The organism is Nonomuraea sp. NPDC001684 (assembly GCF_053596515.1).
Window position 1 is genome coordinate 1 of the sequence record NZ_JBSFGJ010000163.1, and the last position, 19,088, is coordinate 19,088.

21 protein-coding genes are annotated in these 19,088 nt (G+C 73.7%); 7 read left to right on the forward strand and 14 right to left on the reverse strand.

The features are described from left to right. Positions 1–310: YbaB/EbfC family nucleoid-associated protein (locus ACWCSD_RS26230; protein ID WP_449918654.1), on the reverse strand; the 310-nt coding region annotated here is incomplete at its 3' end. Between the two features lie 61 nt (positions 311–371). Here ACWCSD_RS26230 and ACWCSD_RS26235 point away from each other — a divergent pair. From ACWCSD_RS26235 to ACWCSD_RS26245, 3 genes are read left to right on the forward strand one after another with little or no spacing between them, the layout of a single operon-like run. Next, positions 372–686 carry a hypothetical protein gene (locus ACWCSD_RS26235; protein ID WP_397165522.1) on the forward strand — a complete coding sequence of 105 codons (315 nt, stop codon included), beginning with the start codon at positions 372–374 and terminating at the stop codon, positions 684–686. Further along, a complete protein-coding gene (locus tag ACWCSD_RS26240; protein WP_449918658.1) occupies positions 677–1,561 on the forward strand; it encodes a WXG100-like domain-containing protein in 885 nt (294 codons plus the stop codon). The genes ACWCSD_RS26235 and ACWCSD_RS26240 overlap by 10 nt, the downstream gene beginning before the upstream one ends. A gap of 6 nt (positions 1,562–1,567) precedes the next feature. Continuing rightward, a complete protein-coding gene (locus ACWCSD_RS26245) occupies positions 1,568–2,239 on the forward strand; it encodes a hypothetical protein (RefSeq protein WP_397165518.1) in 672 nt (223 codons plus the stop codon). A 10-nt stretch (positions 2,240–2,249) separates the two neighbouring features. On the opposite strand, the gene ACWCSD_RS26250 is transcribed toward ACWCSD_RS26245, so the two are convergent. The 3 genes from ACWCSD_RS26250 to ACWCSD_RS26260 form a co-directional block, all read right to left on the reverse strand. After that, on the reverse strand, positions 2,250–2,384 hold the full coding sequence (locus ACWCSD_RS26250) for a hypothetical protein (RefSeq protein ID WP_449918662.1): 135 nt from the start codon (positions 2,382–2,384) through the stop codon (positions 2,250–2,252). After that, on the reverse strand, positions 2,381–3,130 hold the full coding sequence (locus ACWCSD_RS26255; RefSeq protein WP_449918664.1) for a Clp protease N-terminal domain-containing protein: 750 nt from the start codon (positions 3,128–3,130) through the stop codon (positions 2,381–2,383). Before ACWCSD_RS26255 ends, ACWCSD_RS26250 begins: the two co-directional genes overlap by 4 nt. Before the next feature lie 192 nt (positions 3,131–3,322). Continuing rightward, positions 3,323–3,712, reverse strand: coding sequence for a nuclear transport factor 2 family protein (locus tag ACWCSD_RS26260; RefSeq protein WP_387665031.1), 390 nt, complete (start codon positions 3,710–3,712; stop codon positions 3,323–3,325). Between the two features lie 79 nt (positions 3,713–3,791). Here ACWCSD_RS26260 and ACWCSD_RS26265 point away from each other — a divergent pair, with 79 nt between their 5' ends. The 3 genes from ACWCSD_RS26265 to ACWCSD_RS26275 all read left to right on the forward strand — a co-directional run bounded on the left by ACWCSD_RS26265 (position 3,792) and on the right by ACWCSD_RS26275 (position 6,291). Next, positions 3,792–4,577, forward strand: coding sequence for a helix-turn-helix domain-containing protein (locus tag ACWCSD_RS26265; protein WP_397165513.1), 786 nt, complete (start codon positions 3,792–3,794; stop codon positions 4,575–4,577). A 203-nt stretch (positions 4,578–4,780) separates the two neighbouring features. After that, positions 4,781–5,374 carry a dihydrofolate reductase family protein gene (locus ACWCSD_RS26270; RefSeq protein WP_449918667.1) on the forward strand — a complete coding sequence of 198 codons (594 nt, stop codon included), beginning with the start codon at positions 4,781–4,783 and terminating at the stop codon, positions 5,372–5,374. Further along, positions 5,371–6,291, forward strand: coding sequence for an NAD-dependent epimerase/dehydratase family protein (locus ACWCSD_RS26275; protein ID WP_449918669.1), 921 nt, complete (start codon positions 5,371–5,373; stop codon positions 6,289–6,291). Before ACWCSD_RS26270 ends, ACWCSD_RS26275 begins: the two co-directional genes overlap by 4 nt. A 24-nt stretch (positions 6,292–6,315) precedes the next feature. Here the strand turns inward: ACWCSD_RS26275 and ACWCSD_RS26280 are convergent, their stop codons facing one another. From ACWCSD_RS26280 to ACWCSD_RS26320, 9 genes are all read right to left on the reverse strand, one after another. Beyond that, positions 6,316–7,788: a multicopper oxidase family protein gene (locus ACWCSD_RS26280; RefSeq protein ID WP_449918672.1), complete on the reverse strand. Its 1,473-nt coding sequence runs from the start codon at positions 7,786–7,788 to the stop codon at positions 6,316–6,318. Beyond that, complete coding sequence (locus tag ACWCSD_RS26285) at positions 7,785–8,132, reverse strand: hypothetical protein (protein WP_387665044.1); 348 nt, start codon at positions 8,130–8,132, stop codon at positions 7,785–7,787. The genes ACWCSD_RS26280 and ACWCSD_RS26285 overlap by 4 nt, the downstream gene beginning before the upstream one ends. 9 nt (positions 8,133–8,141) lie before the next feature. Beyond that, complete coding sequence (locus ACWCSD_RS26290) at positions 8,142–8,618, reverse strand: anthrone oxygenase family protein (protein WP_449918674.1); 477 nt, start codon at positions 8,616–8,618, stop codon at positions 8,142–8,144. 199 nt (positions 8,619–8,817) lie between these two features. After that, positions 8,818–9,129 (reverse strand): hypothetical protein, encoded by a 312-nt coding sequence (locus tag ACWCSD_RS26295; protein ID WP_449918676.1) that lies wholly within the window; start codon positions 9,127–9,129, stop codon positions 8,818–8,820. 96 nt (positions 9,130–9,225) lie between these two features. Then, complete coding sequence (locus tag ACWCSD_RS26300; RefSeq protein ID WP_397165503.1) at positions 9,226–9,969, reverse strand: SDR family NAD(P)-dependent oxidoreductase; 744 nt, start codon at positions 9,967–9,969, stop codon at positions 9,226–9,228. A gap of 57 nt (positions 9,970–10,026) precedes the next feature. Continuing rightward, positions 10,027–11,847: a glycoside hydrolase family 15 protein gene (locus tag ACWCSD_RS26305; protein ID WP_397165501.1), complete on the reverse strand. Its 1,821-nt coding sequence runs from the start codon at positions 11,845–11,847 to the stop codon at positions 10,027–10,029. 61 nt (positions 11,848–11,908) lie between these two features. After that, entirely contained in the window at positions 11,909–15,127 is a 3,219-nt protein-coding gene (locus ACWCSD_RS26310) for an ATP-binding protein (protein ID WP_397165499.1), read from the reverse strand. Beyond that, complete coding sequence (locus tag ACWCSD_RS26315; RefSeq protein WP_397165497.1) at positions 15,124–16,443, reverse strand: oxygenase MpaB family protein; 1,320 nt, start codon at positions 16,441–16,443, stop codon at positions 15,124–15,126. The genes ACWCSD_RS26310 and ACWCSD_RS26315 overlap by 4 nt, the downstream gene beginning before the upstream one ends. A 22-nt stretch (positions 16,444–16,465) precedes the next feature. Further along, positions 16,466–17,182 carry a Crp/Fnr family transcriptional regulator gene (locus ACWCSD_RS26320; RefSeq protein ID WP_352361358.1) on the reverse strand — a complete coding sequence of 239 codons (717 nt, stop codon included), beginning with the start codon at positions 17,180–17,182 and terminating at the stop codon, positions 16,466–16,468. A gap of 188 nt (positions 17,183–17,370) precedes the next feature. On the opposite strand from ACWCSD_RS26320, the gene ACWCSD_RS26325 reads away from it, so the two are divergent. Beyond that, positions 17,371–17,937: an RNA polymerase sigma factor gene (locus ACWCSD_RS26325; RefSeq protein WP_352327786.1), complete on the forward strand. Its 567-nt coding sequence runs from the start codon at positions 17,371–17,373 to the stop codon at positions 17,935–17,937. A 3-nt stretch (positions 17,938–17,940) separates the two neighbouring features. Here the strand turns inward: ACWCSD_RS26325 and ACWCSD_RS26330 are convergent. Further along, positions 17,941–19,088, reverse strand: a 1,148-nt coding sequence (locus ACWCSD_RS26330; protein ID WP_449918683.1) for a hypothetical protein, incomplete at its 5' end; no start/stop codon positions are given.

Below are 19,088 nucleotides of genomic sequence, written 5' to 3' on the forward strand. Positions count from 1 at the left end.
CCCGGGCCTGCCGCGCGGCGTCGTCCTGCGCGGCCCGCAGCACCTCGGCGGTCTTCCTGCCGAGCGCGGCCTCGTCCAGGCGCAGCGCCCGCGGGTCGATGCGCAGGCGGGTGGGGACGCCGTTGCCGTCGGCGAACGCCTCGACCAGCCCGTCGTCGCTCTCCGCGCGGCCCTCCACCCGGCCGATGGACGCCCGCGCGTCGTGCAGCGCCCGGATGGCGCGGCGGCTCTGGGCGACGTACTCGTGCAGGTACTCGGCGTCGTCCTCAGGAGCAGGTGAACGCATGTCGAACCCCCGACAGTCAGTCACGTGAACGTTCAGTGTAGAGGTAAACCTCTGTGCCGGAATTGACTGGATATGCTTTCTGGGCATGACGGGATTTGAGATCGCCGCGGGGGCGGTGGGTCGTGACGGCGCGTACGTCACCGACCATGGGGCGAACTACGACGCCGCGGTCACGCGGCTGCGGCAGCGGGGGAGCGGCGCCCGTACCTTCGGCGGCGAGGGGCTGTTCGCCACCATCATCGCCACCTACAACGAATGCCTGCAGACCTCGCTCGACGCGCTGACGGGGATCGGCGGGCAGATCGCCGAGACCGGCGAGGGGCTGCGCACGGTGGCGAGGAACACCCGGGCGGCGGAGAGCGCCACCGTCGAGAGCTTCGAGAGCCCCGCATGGCGGTGACGCTCGACCCGCACGTGGCGGGCTTCCTCAACCTCATCGGTTTCCCCTGGCCGAACGACAACGAGGACGAGTGGCGTCTTGAGGCCGACGACTGGCGGGTCGTCCTCGCCGCGTCGTCGGCCCAGGGCGCCGCGGCCGACGAGTCGGTCCGCAACGCGGGGCAGTCCTACCAGGGCGACTCGGCCACGCACCTGGCCGGCCACTGGAACCAGGTCGGCGACGGCGGCGGCCACATCTCCCAGGCCGCCTCGGCGGCGAAGGTCGCCCCGGCCGTCCTCGACGGCACCGCGAACGTGGTCAGCGCGGTCAAGCTGGCCGTGGGCACGCAGGCCGCGTACGGACTGACCGCCGCCACCCAGGCGCTGCTGTTCGGCGGCGCCGCGGGCGGCATGATCGCCCTCGCTCGCATGCAGATGACCCGCCACGCCGTGGGCAGGGTGGCGCTCGAAGGCGCCGAGGGCACCGCCAGGGGCCTGGCCCCGGTGCTGAGCGGCCGGGTGACCGAGACCATGCGCCGCATCATGAAGGAGATGGAGAAGCGGCCGCACGCCCGCGACGGCATGCTCCAGATCCGGCGCAGGCGCGGCGGGGGCGGCGGCGGCAAGGGCGGGAAGGGCGGCGGCTACGACCCGAACGCCTCGGCGAGCTTCGACAACGCCGCGCAGCGCATGCACGGCAGGTTGCCCAACAGCAACGACGTCAGCAAGATGACACCGGAGCAGGCGAAGCAGATGGCGGCCAAGGTCGAGGACAGCATCCTCACGCGGAGGATGAACGAGGCCCGGCTCGGCACGGACCCCGGGCACGCCGCCCGGCTGAGGCAGGAGCAGCAGCTCCTGAATGACCTTCGCCGCAAGGCCAACGAGGGGAAATAGCACCACATGCAGACACAGACGGGCGACGACCTGATGGCGCGCATCCTCGCCCGCCCCGCCGACGACGAGGCCCGCGGCCAGGCCGCCAACGACCTGCTCAACGAGCTGTTCGACGGCTATCCCGTCGAGAACCTGCGCGTCCTGCTGCGCAGCGGCGACGACGACGCCGTGCAGACCGGCGCCTGGCTGCTGTCGGAGCTGGGCGAGCCGGCCGAGCCGCTGCTGGACGAGGTCCCCGCCCTGCTGGCCCACCCGCGCACCCAGGTGCGGTTCTTCGCCGTCGAGTTCGTGCTGCTCGCCGCGGACGAGCGGCACGCCGGCGTCATCGCCCAGACCCTCGCCCTGAGCCGGACCTCCGACACCGCCATCCGGTGGAAGGTCCTGCACTTCCTGGCGATGGCCTCGACCGAACAGCTCATGGCGGGGCTGTCCCGGCTGGCCGACCCCGAGGTCGGACGGCTCGCGGCCGGGCTGGTCGCCGCCGACGCCGAGGACCCCGACCCGGGCGAGGTCGTCGCCGCGCTGGAGGGCGACGACCCGGTGGCCCGCCTGTTCGCCGCGGCGATCGCGACGCGCATGGCCGAGGACGACGCGGCGTTGCTGCGTCTCGCCGCCAGGGTGAAGGACGAGGAGGTCAGTTCGTTCGCGCAGTGGCAGCTCATGCGGCTCCAGGGCTAGCGCGCCCGTCTCACCGGCCGTCGAGGAGGAGCGGCGGCAGGATCAGCAGCCAGAAGACGGCGACGGCCACGCAGCTGATCAGGGTGCGGGCGAGGCGTGAGGGGGCTCGCCGCCGGCGGATCGGCGTGTCCACGGCCCTGGTCACCGCGGCTCGGACGCGGAGCCCAGGTGCTGCTCCAGCCGTTCGATGCGCTCGATGAGCGGCTGCAACTGCTGCCGCACCGCCACGGCCAGCGCCTGCGCCGGATCGCCGGCGGCCGACGTCTGGGCGCGCAGGTGCACGTAGCCGGCCAGGGCCGCCGTGACGGCCCGGCGGACCAGGCGGGACTCGGCGCCCAGCGCCCGCAGGACCTGGCCGGCGGTGCCGTCGGGCTCGGTGATCAGCCCCAGGAGCAGGTGTTCGCAGCCGACGTAGTTGTGGCCCATCGCGGTCGCCTCGGTGACCGTCAGTTCGAGGGCGCCGGCGGCGGCGTCGCTGAAGTGCACCACCGGGTTCCCGCCGGCCCCGCCTTCCTCGCCGGGCGGCCGCCGGTCCAGGTCGCGCTGGACCTGGGCGGGGTCGATGTCGACCGCTCTGAGCACGTGCAGCGCCAGGTTCTGCCCCTCGGCCAGCATCCCGGCCAGCAGGTGCCCGGTGCCGACGGCCGGCGCCGCGTCTGCGCGGGCCCGGTCGATGGCCAGCTTGACGACCGTGCGGGCGCGGTCGGTGAAGCGTGGCAGCCGTTCGGCCAGGTCGCCGGCGTCCAGCTCGCCGAGGGCGGTCTGGCGGATGGCGGTGATCCTGCGCACCGCCTGCTCCAGCGCGCGCTGGCAGATCGCCGACACCGGGACGCCGGCGGCCTTGACCGCCTCGGCCAGCTCGTCGGGGAGGTACACGTTGATCTTCGGCATGGCGACGCCTTTCCAGCCTTGGGGGTATCGGCGGGTTACCTCCTACCTATACACCCATGGGGGTTAGCTGTTCCAGACGTTATGCCCCCATCGTGCTCAAGGCGTGCCGGGAGCTGGAGCGCGAAGGGCGGGTCGAGGGGCGGCCGGGGATCGGATCGCCGTACCGGCTGACCGGCCGGTACGCGGCGCACGTCAGCGGACGGGCGGATCCCACCAGGTCAGGTTGGCGGCGGCCTGGGACACCGGTTCGATGATCTCCCACGCCTCGGCGATGCGGCCGCCGTCCAGGCGCCAGATGTCCACGACCACGATCTCCGGTCCGCCGTCCGGCGCCTGGCGGCGTGAGTGCATCACGACGTGGTCGCCGTCGGCCAGCACGTGGTCGATCTCCACGCGCATGCCGGCCAGCGGGACGAGCGCGGCACGCACGGCGCCGAGCCATTCCGTCTTGGTCGAGGCCGCCGAACCGGGCCGGTGGTGGCGGAAGTCGTCGCTCAGCAGGGGCGCGAGCGCGTCGACGTCGCCCGTCCCGATCAGTTCCGTCAGCGCGCGCTGCACGACGGCCTTGTTGTCGTTCGTCATGGGGGACACTCTGGCCAGCCCTGCCGGGGATGTCGATGAAAAGGGATTTCATGGCGGACGTCCAGTAGTCTCGGCGGCCATGCGGACTGTCGGGGACATGTTGCGGCAATGGCGGCACCGCCGGCGGCTCAGCCAGCTCGATCTCGCGATCGCCGCCGGCGTCTCGGCCCGGCACGTGAGCCTGGTCGAGACCGGTAAGTCCAACCCGAGCCCCGAGATGATCCTGCGGCTGGCCGACCGGTTGGACGTGCCGCTGCGGGAGCGCAACCGGCTGCTGCTCGCCGCCGGCTTCGCCCCCCGGTACGCCGAGCAGCCGCTCACCGGGGACGCGCTGTCGACGGCCGGGGAGGCGATCGCGCGGGTGCTGCGCGCCCACGAGCCGTACCCGGCGGTCGTCCTCGACCGCCGGTGGAACATCGTGATGAGCAACCGGGCCATCGACCCGTTCCTCGTGGACGTCGCGCCCGACCTGCTGCGCGCGCCGGTCAACATCGTCCGGCTGGGGCTGGCGAGCGGCGGGCTCGCTCCCCGGATCGTCAACCTGCCCGAGGTGCGCGCGGTGCTCCGGGCCCGGATCTCACGCCAGCTCGCCGTCGCCCCCGACGCCGAGCTGCAGGCGATCTACGAGGAGCTGCTCGCGCCGGGCTTGGAGGAGGCGGGCCGGTCGGCCGAGTCGGAGGTCACCGTCCCGATGATCTTCCGGTTCGGCGACGCCGAACTGCGGCTGTTCTCGACCACCACCACGTTCGGCACCCCGATGGACATCACGCTGGACGAGATCTCGATCGAGTCGTACTACCCGGCCGATGCCGAGACCGCCGCCTATTTCGTGAAGTTCGGCGCGGAGGTGCTGGCGGGGGAGTGACCGCGTGGGCGGGTTCTCCCGGGATGGACCGGGTGCCCCCGATCGGCGATGACGTTCGTCATCGCCGATCGTCCACTTCCGCATCTGCCGGTCGGACGGCGGCGCGGCGGAGACTTTCCGGCGACGGCGACTTCGTGCCCCCTTCGGATCCTCCCGGAGAGAAGGGGCCTCGACGTCTGAGCACTCCGGAAGGGAAGACTCCGATGAGCAAGGTCATCAGCGCCCACGCGGTGTCGGTCGACGGCTTCATCACCGGCCGCGACCCCGGCGCAGGGCGCGGCCTCGGCGACGCGTCCATGCTGTTCGACTGGTACTTCGACGGCGACACCCCCAGCCAGGTCTTCGACGGGTTCAAGCTGAGCGCGCCCAGCGCCCGGCTCTTCGACGCCCTGGCCGGCCGCGTCGGCGCGATCGTCGCCGGACGCCGCACCTACGACGACTCCGGCCACTTCGGCGGCGGCAGCCCCCACCCGGGCGTCCGCCTGATCGTCCTCAGTCACCGCCCGGCGCCGGAGATCACCGGCCGCCAGACGCTGGTCACCACCGGCGTCCACGACGCGATCGCCGCCGCCCGCCAGGCCGCCGGCGGCAAGGACGTCGGCCTCATGGGCGGCGGCGTGGTCACCGAGGCGCTGCGGGCGGGCCTGGTCGACGAGGTGGTCCTGCACCAGGTGCCCGTCCTGCTCGGCGGCGGCCGGCCGTTCTTCGGTGAGCTGCCGGAGCACGTACGCCTGCGCCTGGTCGAGGCCGTGCCCGCGCCGGGCGTGACCCACCTGCGCTACGAGGTGGCCCGATGATCCTCGTCACCGGAGGGCTCGGCATGATCGGCGCGCACACCGCCCGCGCGCTCGCCGACCTCGGACGCCGGGTCGTCGTCACCGCGCACCGCCGGGCCGAGGTCCCCTCGTTCCTGGCCGGCCGGGTCGCCGTGGAGCCGCTGGACGTCACCGACCGGGACGCCTTCCTGGCCCTGGCCGCCCGCCACGACGTCGGCGACATCGTCCACCTGGCCGGCGGCATCCCGGGCGCGGACCCGGTGGACTTCTTCCGCGCCGACACCACCGGCCTGCTCAACGCGCTGGAGGTGGCGCGGGCCAGGGGCGTGCGCAGGTTCGCCGTCGCCAGCAGCCTGGGCGTCTACGCCGGGCGGCCGGAGACCCGGTGGCACGAGGAGCTGCCGCTGCCCGCCGCGGACCTGCCGCACCCGATCGTCGCCCTCAAGAAGGCGGCCGAACCCCTGACCACGCACGGCCTCCTGGGCAGCGGGGTCCAGCCGGTCGTGCTCAGGATCGGCAGCGTGTGGGGGCCGCTGATGGACCCGGAGTCGCCGTTCAACCACATCCCGCCGTACGTCGGCGCCGCCCTGCGGGGCGAGCGGCCGCCGCCGCTGCACGCCGGCGACGGCGGCGACACCTGCTACGCGCCCGACGCCGGGCGCGCGATCGCCCTGCTGATGACCGCGCGAGCCCTGCCGCACACCGTCTACAACGTCTCCAGCGGCCGGCCGTTCACCAACCGCGACCTGGCCGACGCCGTACGGGCGGCCGTCCCCGGCTCCCGGCCCGGCCTCCTGCCCGGACGATCCGGCCCTGACGGGGACGACCCCTGCCTCGACATCGCCCGGCTCGCCCGCGACACCGGCTTCGAGCCGGCCTTCGACCTGGCCGCGGCGGTCGCCGACTACGTCGCCTGGCGCGCCCGCAACCCCCGCTAGCGCGACCGGGCGAGCGGCCCGGAGTCAGACCACCTCGAAGGTGCTCATCATGGCCATGTCCTCGTGTTCGAGGTTGTGGCAGTGCAGGACGTACCGGCCTCGGTAGCCGGTGAAGCGGGTGATGATCTCCACGGTCTGCGCCTCCCGCAGCTCGACGGTGTCCTTCCACTCCGGCGGGCCGTCCGGCCGTTCGCCGCCGACCGAGAGCACCTGGAAGGGCGCCAGGTGCAGGTGCACGGGGTGGGCGACGTCGCTGGTCACCCGCCAGATCTCCACCTGGCCGAGCTTGGGCCGGGCATCGACGCGGCGCACGTCGAAGGGCTTGCCGTTGATCAGCCAGCCGGTGTGGCCGCGCAGGTCGCCGCTGCTGAACTCGAAGTCGCGGGTCACCGCGGCCGAGGCCGGGTCGAGGCGTTCGACGGTGGACAGGACCTTGGGGATCGCCGAGTCGTCGCGGGCGTCGCGCTCGACGGTGAACCGCATCACCCGGGCCTGCGGCCCTTCCCCGAGCAGGTTGCGCAGCTCGACGTGGTCGCCGACCCGGTAGGCGGCGAAGTCCACGATCACGTCCGCGCGCTCCCCGGGCGCCAGCCGGATCCGCTGGAGCGGACGCGGCGCCGCCAGCAGGCCGCCGTCGCTGCCGATCTGGGTCAGGGTGCCGCCGGGCGACAGGGCCAGCTCGTACGTGCGGGCGTTGGAGGCGTTGAGCAGCCGCAGCCGGTGGCGGGCGCGGTCCACGCCGAGCCGCGGCCAGGGCGCGCCGTTGACCAGGATGACGTCCCCCAGCACGCCGCCCATGAACGCCTCGCGGGCGCCGGGGCCGTCCTGCCTGCCGGGGTAGGGCATCGTCCCGTCGGCCTGGAAGGCGCGGTCGCAGATCAGCAGCGGCACGTCCCGATCGCCCGACGGGAGCGGCAGCCGGTCCTGCTCGTCGTCGTCCACGATGAAGAAGCCGGCCAGGCCGCGCCAGACCTGCGGCCCGGTGTAGTCCATGCGGTGGTCGTGGTACCACAGCGTGGCCGCGCGCTGCTCCAGCGGGAAGACGTGGTCGCGGTGCGCGCCCGGCTGCACCAGGTCGGTGGGGAAGCCGTCGGACTCGGGCGGGGTGTGCCCGCCGTGCAGGTGGGTGACCGTCGGGGCGGGCAGCCGGTTGCCGACGCGCACGACGGTCCGGCGGCCGGAGCGCGCCCGGATGGTGGGGCCGGGGAACTGCCCGTCGTACCCCCAGACCGGGGTGCGCAGGCCCGGCAGGATCTCCACCTCGGCCGGGCGCTGGAGGAGTTCGTAGTAGTCGGCGCCCGCGTCCGTCCTGGCCGGTCTGGCCACGGCGGGCCGCGGGAGCGGCACGGCGTACGGCGCGGGCAGCGGCGCCTGGCTGGTCATCAGCTGGGGCAGCGGGGTGCGGGTCAGCAGCGAGCAGCCCGAGACGCCCGAGACGCCCAGCGCCGCGCCCACGCCGAGCAGCCGCAGCGCCTGCCGCCTGGTCATGCCGGTCATGCCGACGTCGTCCGGAGGCGGCCGGCGGACCAGACCCGCGCGGTCTGCACCATGCTGCCGCCGAACATCAGCACGCCGAGCGGCACGTGCACGCCCTTCACGTGCGCCATGCCCAGCGCCATCTGGACCAGCGTCGCCACCAGCATGCCGACGGCGGCCAGGATGGCCGCCCGCTGCTTGGTCATCACCGCGGCGACCAGGTACAGCAGCACGGTGGCCGCGACGGCCATCGCCGTGGCGCTGTGGGCGGCCCGGCCGCCCGGCGAGCTGAGCAGCAGCCCGGCGGTGACGGCCTGCAGCAGCAGGGCGACGGTCTGCGCGGCGAGCGCGATACGCAGGAACATGACGTTCTCCTAACGGGACGAGGTCGAGGGACGGGCGGCGACCGCGGCGACGACGACCAGCACGAAGGCGGCCAGCGCGGTCAGGGTGCGCAGGGTGTGGAACAGCTCCCATCGATGGAAGACCTCCGCGTGGCCGGCCGGCACGGAGCCGGCGGCCCACTCGCGGAACCGCGCGTGCAGCGGGACGTTGCCGAACACGGTGATCAGCGAGGCCACCGCCAGCGCGGCGGCGCCGGACGCCAGCCGGCGCGGCAGGTCGCGGCCGGCCAGCGCCAGCCCGAACGTGGTCAGGATCGCCAGGGCCATCGCGCTCTGCATGACCGGCTCGTTGACCTTCATCATCGTGGTGTGGAAGGTCAGGCGCACGTCCAGCGGCACGGCGCCGAACGTGGGCACCACGTTGGCGGCGCCGTATCCGAACGCGCCCGCGAGCAGCCCGGTCGCCAGCAGCGCGGCGCCCTGGAGGTACCTGACTCGGGTTCTCATGTCTGGTAATCGTCGTCCGGCCGGGGCTCCGTGGCGTCCCACCGGCGGACTCATCTGCCGCTACCCCAGTGGGATCAAATGCCGGCCGCGTCTACGACGACGGATGTAGTGCCGCGCTACCGCGCCGTACCGACCGGCGCCGCGAAAAGGCCCGTGACCAGGGCGTTCCTGGTCACGGGCCGGGGTGTACGCGGTGCCGTCAGGCGTCGCAGAACCAGCCGTTCTCGACCCAGCCGTTGGCGTTGACGTTGCCGTAGGCGAAGCCGTACACCCATTCCTTGTAGGCGCCGTCGAAGCCTTTGACGGTGAAGGTCTGGCCCCGGTGGAGGGTGCCGACGAAGTCGCGGACCATCAGGTCGTCCGCGCACACCGTCAGCCGGCGGCCGACGTCGTCCGCCCCCGCGTACGGGTACGGCCCGGCGGCCTGGGCCACTCCGCTGCTCACGGCGAGCACCGCCGCCAGCGTGCCCGCGCCGACGATGAGCCGTGCGATGTGCTTGCGCGTTTTCATCGAAACCGGTCGTCCTCTCTCGGTCCTTCGGGAATGTCCGTGCGGCAAGCTACCCGGCCAGGCCGAAAAATGGGGGGTTTCCGATATTTCCGGGCGTTAACGAAGGTAGGAGGCGCCGTTGAGGTCGAGGACGGTGCCGCTGGCCCACTCGGCCGCCGGCGAGGCCAGGTAGAGCACGGCGGCGGCGATCTCGTCCGCCTCCCCGACCCGGCCGAACGGGCTCTGCGCGCGGATCGCGTCCCCCGCGGGCGGTTTGAGGTGCTCGGTGGTCATGTCCGTCGCCACGAAGCCGGGGGCCACGGCGGCGACCGCGATGCCGTGCGGGGCGAGGGCCACGGCCAGCGACTGGCTCATCGCGTTCAGGCCCGCCTTGCTGGCCCCGTAGCCGGGGGCGTCGGGCTCGCCGCGGAAGGCGCCGCGGGAGCTGACGTTCACGATGCGGCCGCCGGCGCGCATGTGGCGCAGCGCGCACCAGGCCAGGTTGGCCGGGCCCATCAGGTTCACCTCGAACGCCTGGCGCCAGGCAGCCTGCCACTCCTCGTACGACGTCGTGGTGATGGGGTGGAGATGGTAGACGCCCGCGTTGTTGACCAGGACGTCGAGCCCGCCCAGCGCCCCCGCCGCCTCGTCGGCCATGCGCCGCACGCCCTCGGGGTCGGCCAGATCGGCCTGGACGACGACGTGCCCCGAACCGGCCAGCTCGCCCAGCACGCCCTCGGCCGCCCGCGCGGAGTCGCGATGGTGGACCGCGACCCGGTCACCCTGGGCGGCGAACGCGATCGCCACCGCCCTGCCGATGCCCCTGGACGCTCCCGTGACGAGTACCGCGCGACCGCTCACCCGCCGCACCCTAGCAGCCGCCCGCCGAAGGCTTCCGCGGGCCCCGCAGGCGCCGGGTCAGCCGCCGTGTTCGGCCCAGTCGTGCAGGGCGTCGACGGTGCCGGAGGCGTCGAGGTTGAGCGCCGCCTCGATCAGCGCCAGATGCGTGAACGCCTGCGGGTAGTTCCCCGCCATGTGCCCGTCGCCGGTCATCTCCTCGGCGAACAGCCCGAGCGGCTCGGCCCGCGCGCACAGCGTCTCGAACCGGTCGCGGGCCTCGGCCGTCCGCCCGGCCAGCACCAGCGCCGAGACCATCTCGAACGAGCACATCAGGAACGCCCCCTCCGGCCCGTCCACGCCGTCGCGGGTGGTCTCGGGGTCGTAGCGGTGCACGAGCGCGCCGCCCTCGCCCAGGCGGGCCTGGATGTGGTCGAGGGTGCCGAGCACGCGGGGGTCGTCGCCGTCCAGGAAGCCGAGCAGCGGCAGCCGCAGCAGCGAGCCGTCGGCCTGCTCGGACCCGTAGGACTGGGTGAAGGCGCCGACGTCGGCGTTGTAGCCGCGCTCCAGCAGCTCGGCGCGGACGGCCGCGCGCTCGGCCCGCCACTGCGCCAGGGGCAGGCCGGGCTCGCCGGTCGCCTCCGCCAGCCGGACCGCGCGGTCGAAGCAGACCCAGGCGTACAGCTTGGAGTAGGTCCAGTGACGTTCGCCGCCGCGCACCTCCCAGATGCCGGCGTCCGGCTCCCGCCACCGCTCGCGGGCCCGCTCCACCAGCCGCCACAACACCGGGCCGCCGCTCAGCTCGCCGGTCACGCCGTGGTAGGCCATGGCCGCGTCCAGGATGTGGCCGTAACCGTCGAGCTGGTGCTGACCCGCGGCGCCGTTGCCGATGCGCACCGGACGCGAGCCCGCGTACCCCTCCAGATGGCCGAGGACGGTCTCGTCGGCGACCGGCCCGCCGCCGACGCCGAACACCGGCGGCAGGTCGCCCTCGTGGATCGCGCACTGGCCGAGCAGGAACGTCAGGTAGCGGCCCGCCTCCTCGCGATGGCCCAGGCGCAGCAGCGCCAGCACCATGAGCGCGGCGTCGCGGTGCCACACGTAGCGGTAGTCCCAGTTGCGCTGCCCGCCGAGCCACTCCGGCAGCGACGTCGTGGGCGCCGCGAGCAGCCCGCCGCTCTCGTCGAACAGCAGCCCGCGCAGCACGACCGCGCTGTGCCGCACCTGCCGCGCCCCCACCCCGTCGTAGGCCGACCGCGACGACCACGACCGCCACGACCGCACGGTGTCGGCCAGCAGCCGCTCGGGGTCGCTGACGGGCGCGTGCCCCTGACCCGCGTAGTCGAGCGCGACCGCCCACGACTCGCCCGCGCCGAGCGTGGTCTCGGCCATGAGCCCTGTCGTCGGCCCTTCCGCCGGTTCCGCCATGCCGGTCAGCAGCAGGCCGGACTCCTCGGCCAGCACGCCGTCGCGCGGCGTCCAGCGGGCCTCGCGGGTGGCGTAGTCGGGCCTGGCCAGCACCCGCGAGCGCACGACCGCCCGCCCCCTCTCGCACCTGGCCCACCGCACCAGCAGCCGGACGGGCACCACGCCGCTGCCGCCCGTCCCCGGCGGCGACGTGGCGAAGAAGTCGTGCACCACGACCTCGCAGTCGCGGCCGACCCAGCGGGTGCGCAGCACCAGCGTCTCCTCGACGTAGCCGCGCCCCTCGACCCGCGCGCCGGCCACGTCGAACTCCCACGCCCCGCCGAGCCGCCGGTCGAGGATGCGCGCGAACACGCTCGGGCCGTCGAAGCGCGGCGCGCACATCCACTCCACCGCCCCGCCGGGCGCGACCAGTGCCGCCGTGTGACAGTCCGACAGGAACGCGTACGCCCCGATCGGTGGAAATCCCCCGGCCATCCGTGCACCCCGTACCTCTTCATCGCGCCCCCCGTGCCGGGTTGCCCGATGTCGCCGCAGATTAAACGGGGTGCGCGGGCAGCCGCCGGTCGAGCAGGAGCGCGCCGCGGCCCGGCAGCAGGGAGGCGCACCACTCGCGCAGCGCGGCCGGCCGGGGGCCGCCGACGTCGGCGGTGTCGAGCAGGTCGGCCCAGTCGAGCAGCGACTCGGCCAGCATGAGCGGCACGCCGCTGCGTTCGTGCACCTCGGCGGCGGCCTCGAAGTGCTCGCTCGCCCGCGCCGGGTCGCCCATCGTCACGCACAGGTGGGCCAGGTAGTGGTGGCCGCAATGGTGGGCGACCGTGCCGTGGCCGAACGTCTCGCCGTCGGCGGCCAGCGACGCGTACAGCCGTTCGGCCAGCTCGGGACGGCGCAGGTGCGCCGCGGCCACGGCCAGGTTGTCCAGGGCGGGCCGGTGGGCCATGTTGCGCGGCGGCACGCCGCCGCGGTCGGCCAGGATGCGGTCGAGCAGCGGCCCGGCCTCCTCGTCGCCCATCTCGCACAGGTAGCGCAGCACGGCGTGCACCGGGTCGACGCGCGGCGCCTGGGCGGCGCGGCGCAGCCGGTCGCGCAGCTCCCACAACCGGCCCTGCAGCCGGCGGATCTCGGAGATCTGCTCGGAGTAGATGGCCACGGCCTCCAGGCGGCGGCCGATCTCGGTGCCGAGCCGCATGGCCGACAGCGCCTCGGTCTCGGCCTGGGCCAGGTCGCCCTGCATGAGCGTCAGGCCCGCCCTGGAGTAGCCGATCAGCCAGTTGAGCTGCGGCTGGGCCAGCCGGCGGGCCAGCTCGTCGGCCTGGTCGAGCAGCGTCGCGGCGCGCGCGGTGTCGCCGCTGTCCAGCACCGGCGGGGTGCGCTGGACGTAGGCGTGGAACAGCGCCAGGTCGTCGCCCGTGCGGCGGGCCGCCTCCAGCATCTCGTCGCCGTCGCGGTGGCGCTGGTGCAGCGGGTCGGCCGGGATGATCGTCAGGCTGCGCATGCCGAGCACGCTGGCCAGCGTGCGCGGGTCGCCCGACTTGCGGGCCAGCGCCACCGCCTCGTCGCTCAGCGCGAAGCGCCGCTCGCCGTCGGGCGCCCAGATCAGCTCGGAGGCGAGCAGGGCGGCCAGCAGCGCCCGGGTGCTGAGGTCGGTCGAGTCGACCAGCTTGCGCGCCTCGGTCAGCAGCGCGATGCGGCGCTGGTCGGGGGCGGCGGAGATGCTGGAGAAGCCGCGGTCGCCGCCGAGCGCGGCCACCACGATCAGGTCGTCGCGCCCGCACTCCCTGGCCAGCTCGGCGGCCTGGTGCAGGGTCTCGCGCGCCTCCGGGTGCCCGGCCAGCCACATCGCCCGGCCGCAGTCCATCAGCAGCTCGGCACGCCGTTCCGGGGAGGCGCCGGGGAAGTCCGCCAGCAGGCCGAGCACCCGCTGGTACCAGGTGACCGCCTCGCGGTGGGCCAGCCCGGCCAGCGCGTGGCGGGCCGCCTGCACGCCCGCCTCGGCGGCCTCGGCCGTCCGGCGCGGATCGCGGCCGTGCTCGGCGGCGGCCAGCAGATGGGTGGCCACGACGTACGGGCGCGACTCCATGGCCTGCGGGTCGGCCTGGCACAGGGCGTCGGCGACCCGGCCGTGCAGCAGCCCGGCGCGGGGGGCCGACAGCGTGGCGTACAGGGCGGTACGGGTCAGCTCGTGGGAGAACTGGCACTGGCCGCCGTCGGCCATGGTCACCAGGCCCGCGCCCATGGCCTCCTCGACGGCGGCCACGAAGCGCGCCTCGTCCAGGCCGAGGCCCAGGCGCAGCGCGGCCGACTCCATGCGCTCGCCCACGGCCAGCAGGCTGACCAGGTCGCGGGCGTCGGGGTGGAGCTGCGCCAGACGCGCCCGGACCATGCGGGTGACCGAGTCGGGGACGGTCAGCGCGTCGAGGTCGGCGCCCGCCGCCAGCTCCCTGGCCACCTCGGTGACCAGGAACGCGTTCCCGCCGGTGATCCGGTACAGCAGCTCTGGGTCGCCGTCGCTGCGCACCTCCGACAGGGCCCGGCTGACCTCGTCCATGCCGAAGGAGGAGACCTGCACCAGGCGGCCGCCGGCGGTCAGCTTGTGCAGCTCGGGCATCGCCGACTCGACGGGCACCGGGCGCGAGGTGGCCAGGATCAGCAGCGGCAGCGAGTCGGCGTCCCACATCAGGGAGTGCAGCATCTGCAGCGACTCCAGCGTCGCCCACTGCAGGTCGTCGATCACCAGCAGCACCGGCCGCACGGTGGCCAGGCGCTCGATGAGCGTGCGGGCCGCGGCCATCAGGTGGTAACGCTCGGAGACCGGCTCGGTGGCGGGCGGCACGGCCAGCGACAGCGGGGGAGCGGCCAGCGAGGGCGCCAGCCGGACGAGCTGCCCGCACTGCTGGTCGACCCCGGCCCGCAACAGCAGCGCCGGCGAGGTGCGGGCCAGCCGCTCGACCGCCCCGGCGATCGGCTCGTACGCCTGCCGCGCCGGATCGGTGCACCGCCCCGCCAGCACGGTGAACTGCCGCTTGAGCGCCCGCCGCGCCACGACCGAGGCCAGCCGGGTCTTGCCGACGCCCGGATCGCCCTGGAGGATCACCAGCCCGCTGCCGAACTCGGCCGCCCCCAGCTCCTCCTCCAGCGCCCGCAGTTCCTCGTCCCGGCCGACGAACGGCAGCACGTGCCCGCTGTCCAGCCAGGGCGCCAGCCCGCCGGCGTGCTGGTTGTCGGCGCTCTGCCAGTGGAGCTCGTAGGTGTGCATCGGCTCCCGCAGGCCCTTGCCCGGCAGCCGGCCCAGGTCCTTGAACTCGTGCCGGCTGCGGCCCTGGGCCAGCCGGCGCACCAGGTCGGTGCAGAGCACCTGGCCGCCCTCGGCCACCGCGACCAGCCGGGCCGCCTCGACCGTGGGCAGCCCGCTGACGTCGTCGGCGCCCCAGCACACGTCGCCCGCCGCCAGCGCGGCCCTGATCGAGATCTTCTCCAGCGCCCGCTCGTTCTCGGCCGCGACGGCCTGCTCGACGGCGATGACCGCGTCGAGCCCGGCCGTGGCCGAGCCGAACACCGCCATCAGCCCGTCGCCGAGGCTCTTGGTGAACGTCGAGCCGCTGGCCGTCACCACCGAGTGCAGGAGCTGGTAGAGCCGGCGGAAGACGACGTTGGCGCGTTCCTCGCCCAGCCTGATCCGCAGGGCTGTGGAGCTGACCACGTCGGTGAACAGGATGGTGGCCGTGGTCAGCGTGCCCGGCTCGTGCGGGGTGCTCACGCGGGTGGTCCCTCCTTCCGCACGGGGGCCCTGGCCGCCTTGCCCACGCCCCTCCGCACGCCCTTGCGGACGCTGTGGCGGAGCCTGCGGGTGCGGCGCGCCGTCTTCGACTGCCGGACGCGCCACTGGGCGGCCAGCTCCTCGGGGATCTGGAAGGCGGCGTGGCCGCCCGAGTAGCGGTCGATCATGGCGATGACGATGTGCTTGCCCGCCCGGCGCACCAGCCAGCGCACCACCGCGTCGACCGGGCCCATCAGGCGGCCGTACCGGTTGCCGGCCCTGGCCGCGGCGAACAGCGCGTTGAACCACCACGCCGGCGGCGGCACGTCGAGCAGCGCCGGGACCTGGGCGGCGTTGTGGCGGGCGTCGCGGAAGACCCAGTGCACCAGGCTGCGCGGCAGCTTGCGCCAGCCCAGGTGCATGAACTCCTCCATCTCCGCCAGCAGCACGGCCATCAGCCTGCGGCCCTCGTCGCTCGACTCGTACAGGCGGCCGAGCCGTTCGCTGACCGGCGGCACGTCGTCGAGGGTGAGCGGCCGGTCGCGGCACGCCTCGACGCCCATGAGGTGGCCGAAGACGCTCCACGTGTACAGGTGGGCGGCCTTGTCGTCGTCGCTGAGGCGCACCCCCATGCTCTCCAGAGCCTCCCACGTGACGACCGAGAAGTCGAAGATGGTGGCCAGCAGCAGTTCCTGGTTGACCGGCGGGCCGAACCTGGCGGTGTCCCAGTCGTCGCCGAAGTGCTCGGTGGCCAGCGCGCGCACGAACGAGTGCAGGATGCGCAGCCCGATCGCCGTCGTGTGCCCGGGACGGCCCGGCGTCAGGCTGTCGGTGGCCTTCAGGCCCATGACGTCCACCAGCATTTGGCCGGTCTCGGCGACCCGGCGGGTGAGGCTGTGGGTGGCCAGGTCGGACACGCCGGCCAGCACCTTGGCGCTGGAGATCTCGACGTAGGCCATGGGCAGGCACTTGCAGAACAGCGCGACCGACTGGTACAGCCCGTAGTCGGAGAAGACGGCCTGGCCGCGGGCCAGCAGCTCGGCGTCCTCGCCCCACTCGGGCAGGTCCTTGCCGAAGTCGATGGCGTCGAAGATGGCCGAGGGGCCGGTCTCGCCCGAAGGGGCCCGCGCCTCCCGCTTGGCCCGGCCGAGCTCCACCACGACCGCGCGCAGCAGGGACAGCGCGTTCTCCCCTGCGGGCCTGGTCTCCAGGTAGCCGGCCACGATCTTGTCGATGTCCGGGTCGGCCTGCTGCCGTAACTGCCGGAAGCGTTCCGCCGGCCAGCGCTCGGCGGGGCCGTTGTCGTGCTCGTTCATGTTCCCCGTACTCCAGATCCGGTCAGAGACCTCCGCGTTTGCGCAGCGCCTCGACGTCCAGCAACGTGATGGTCCGCCCCTTCATGGCGATGAGGCCGCGGGCGGCGAGCGACTGCAGGGCCCGGTTGACCGCCGGGCGGGACGCGCCGATCAGCGCGGCGAGGTCCGACTGGGTCAGCCCCGGCATGTCCACGACCGGGCCCTGGGTCTGGCCGCGCTTGACCGACAGTTGCAGCAGCAGCTTGGCCAGGCGCCCGCCCAGGTCGAGGAAGGCCAGGTCGGCGGCCTGCCCGGTGAGCCTGCGCACCATCTGCCCGAGCATGCGCAGGAACTCGTCGGCGAGCCCGGGATGCTCCCGCATCAGCTCCAGCAGCCGCGCCCTGGGCAGCGCGAAGATCCAGCAGGGGCGCACGGCGATGATCGACGCCGACCGCGGCGAGTCGTCCAGCAGCGCCATCTCGCCGAAGGTCTCCGCCCGGCCCAGCATGTTGAGCACGATCTCGTCGCCGTGCTCGGTGGTGAAGACGACCTTCACCAGGCCGTCGAGCAGCACGTACAGGGATTCGCCCGGATCGCCCTGGTGCAGGATGATCTGCCCGTTGCGGTATCTGCGCGCCACCCCGGCGCGCACGGTGCTGGTGATCCCGGCCGGTCCGAGCACGCGGAACAGCGGGACCTCCGCCAGCACGGCGGCGACCGCCTGGACGTCGTGTGGAACCGCCCCGCTGCTGGCGCTCATGGAAGAACTTTAGGACGCCAACGCCGATCGGGCAGTAAGTGGTAAGCGATCTCCCGAATGTGACGAGCGCCACACCCGCACTGTGTCGTCCGCGACAGTGCGCGAAGGCCGCCGGGAGCACCGTTGGGGGGCCGGTCGAACGAGGTTGACCCCCGAGGACCCCGGCCGGCGGGGAGACGATGATGCAGTTGGATACGTTGGAGCGCCGCGACACCGCCACGCTCGTGTCGGACGCCCAGGAGGGCGACGCCCAGGCGTGGGAGCGGCTGGTCGAGGAGTTCACGCCGATGCTGCGGTCGAGGATCCGGCGCTTCCGGCTCGGCCACGAGGACGCCCAGGACGTGCTCCAGACCACCTGGTTGCTGGCCTGGCAGAACCTCAAGAGCGTCGAGGACCCCCAGCGCATGCCCGGCTGGCTGGCCACGATCGCCTTCCGCGAGTGCCTGAAGCTGACCAGGCGCACCCGGGAGATCTGCACGCCCGACCTCGACACGCTCGGCAGCACGGACGACGTGGACAGGGAACTGGCCAGGATCTGGCTGGCCGGCACGCTGGAGGAGCTGGTCGAGGAGTTGCCCGCGGCCCAGCGCGTGCTGTTTCGAGCACTCACGGAAACCTCCGAGCCGCACTACGTGGACGTCGCCCGCCGGCTGGGCCGGCCGGTCGGCAGCATCGGCCCCACCCGCGCCCGCTGCTTCGCCAGGCTGCGCGGGCTCCTGCAGGACCGCGAGATCACCAGGGACTTCCTGGACTGAGTCCTAGTTTCCTGACCGGTCAAGAGGGATCGCCTCCAGGAAGGGCTCGAAGTCGAAGCGCGCCATCTCGTAGGCGTCGGGATCGGTCTCCTCGGGGAAGGCGTACATCTTGCGCCGCGTCCCGGGGAGCAGCCGGTCGGCCCGCGGCGCCTCGGGGACCGGCTCCGGCAGCGTGCCGCGGGCCGTCTCCGCCTCCAGGGCCGCGGTGAGCTCCGGCCCGAACGGCGGGTCGTAGAGCGCGCCCACCCGCTGGTAGGTGCGGAAGTAGCCGACGATGAAGCGCATGCGGTCGGGGTAGGACACCCAGTCGGTCACCCCGGCCGTGGCCTGCTCGACGTCGTCCGGGATGAACTCCTCGGCGAGCTTGCGCACCTTCTCGTTCCTGATCGGCCGCCAGGCGAGCGCCATGTCCACGCCCGGCGGCGGGGCCAGCGGCCGGCCGACCCTGACGTCGCTGAGCGGCGTGCGCACGGCGAACAGGTGACGGGTGTACAGCGAGGACCACTTGGCCTCCAGCACGCGCGTCAGCCACGGCTGGTCCTCGTGCCGGGCGCTGAACAGGGGGAAGCGCGGGTAGGGCCGCCGGGTCACCAGCGAGCGCAGCGACCGCCACGACATCCGGGTCAGCCACCGCACCGGCCGGTACAGCACCAGCTCCAGAGCCTTCTGCGCGCGCTTCTGCTCGTAGGCCGACAGCGCCACGCTGGCCCCGAACATCAGCTCGGCCCGCTCGTCGGGGTCGGTGGCCGCGTGCGCCTGCCGCAGCAGCAGGGCGGCGTCCCGCAGGTAGCGCTCGTCGGCCTCCTCCAGCAGCCCGGACAGGAACTCCGGCGGCATCGGCGTGTTCTCCGACTCCGGGCTCACCTTGACGTAGCAGTCGGGCGTGCCGTTCCACAGGTTGGCCGCCAGGCTCGCGGTCTCCAGGAAGATCGCCCGGTTGGCCAGCGCCAGCCCGAGCCGGTAGCTGGGGCCGAGCAGGGTCAGCAACATGGCGCGGAACAGGCGGCGCAGGCGCGCGGGCACGTGCAGCCGGTCGCCGAAACCGGTCAGGAAGGGCGAGCCCGGAGTCAGGTCGAGGCTCTCGGCGACCGCCTTGGAGGTCCATTTGGCGTAGCAGTACCAGTTGGTCGCGTCCTGGCCCAGGTGCTGGG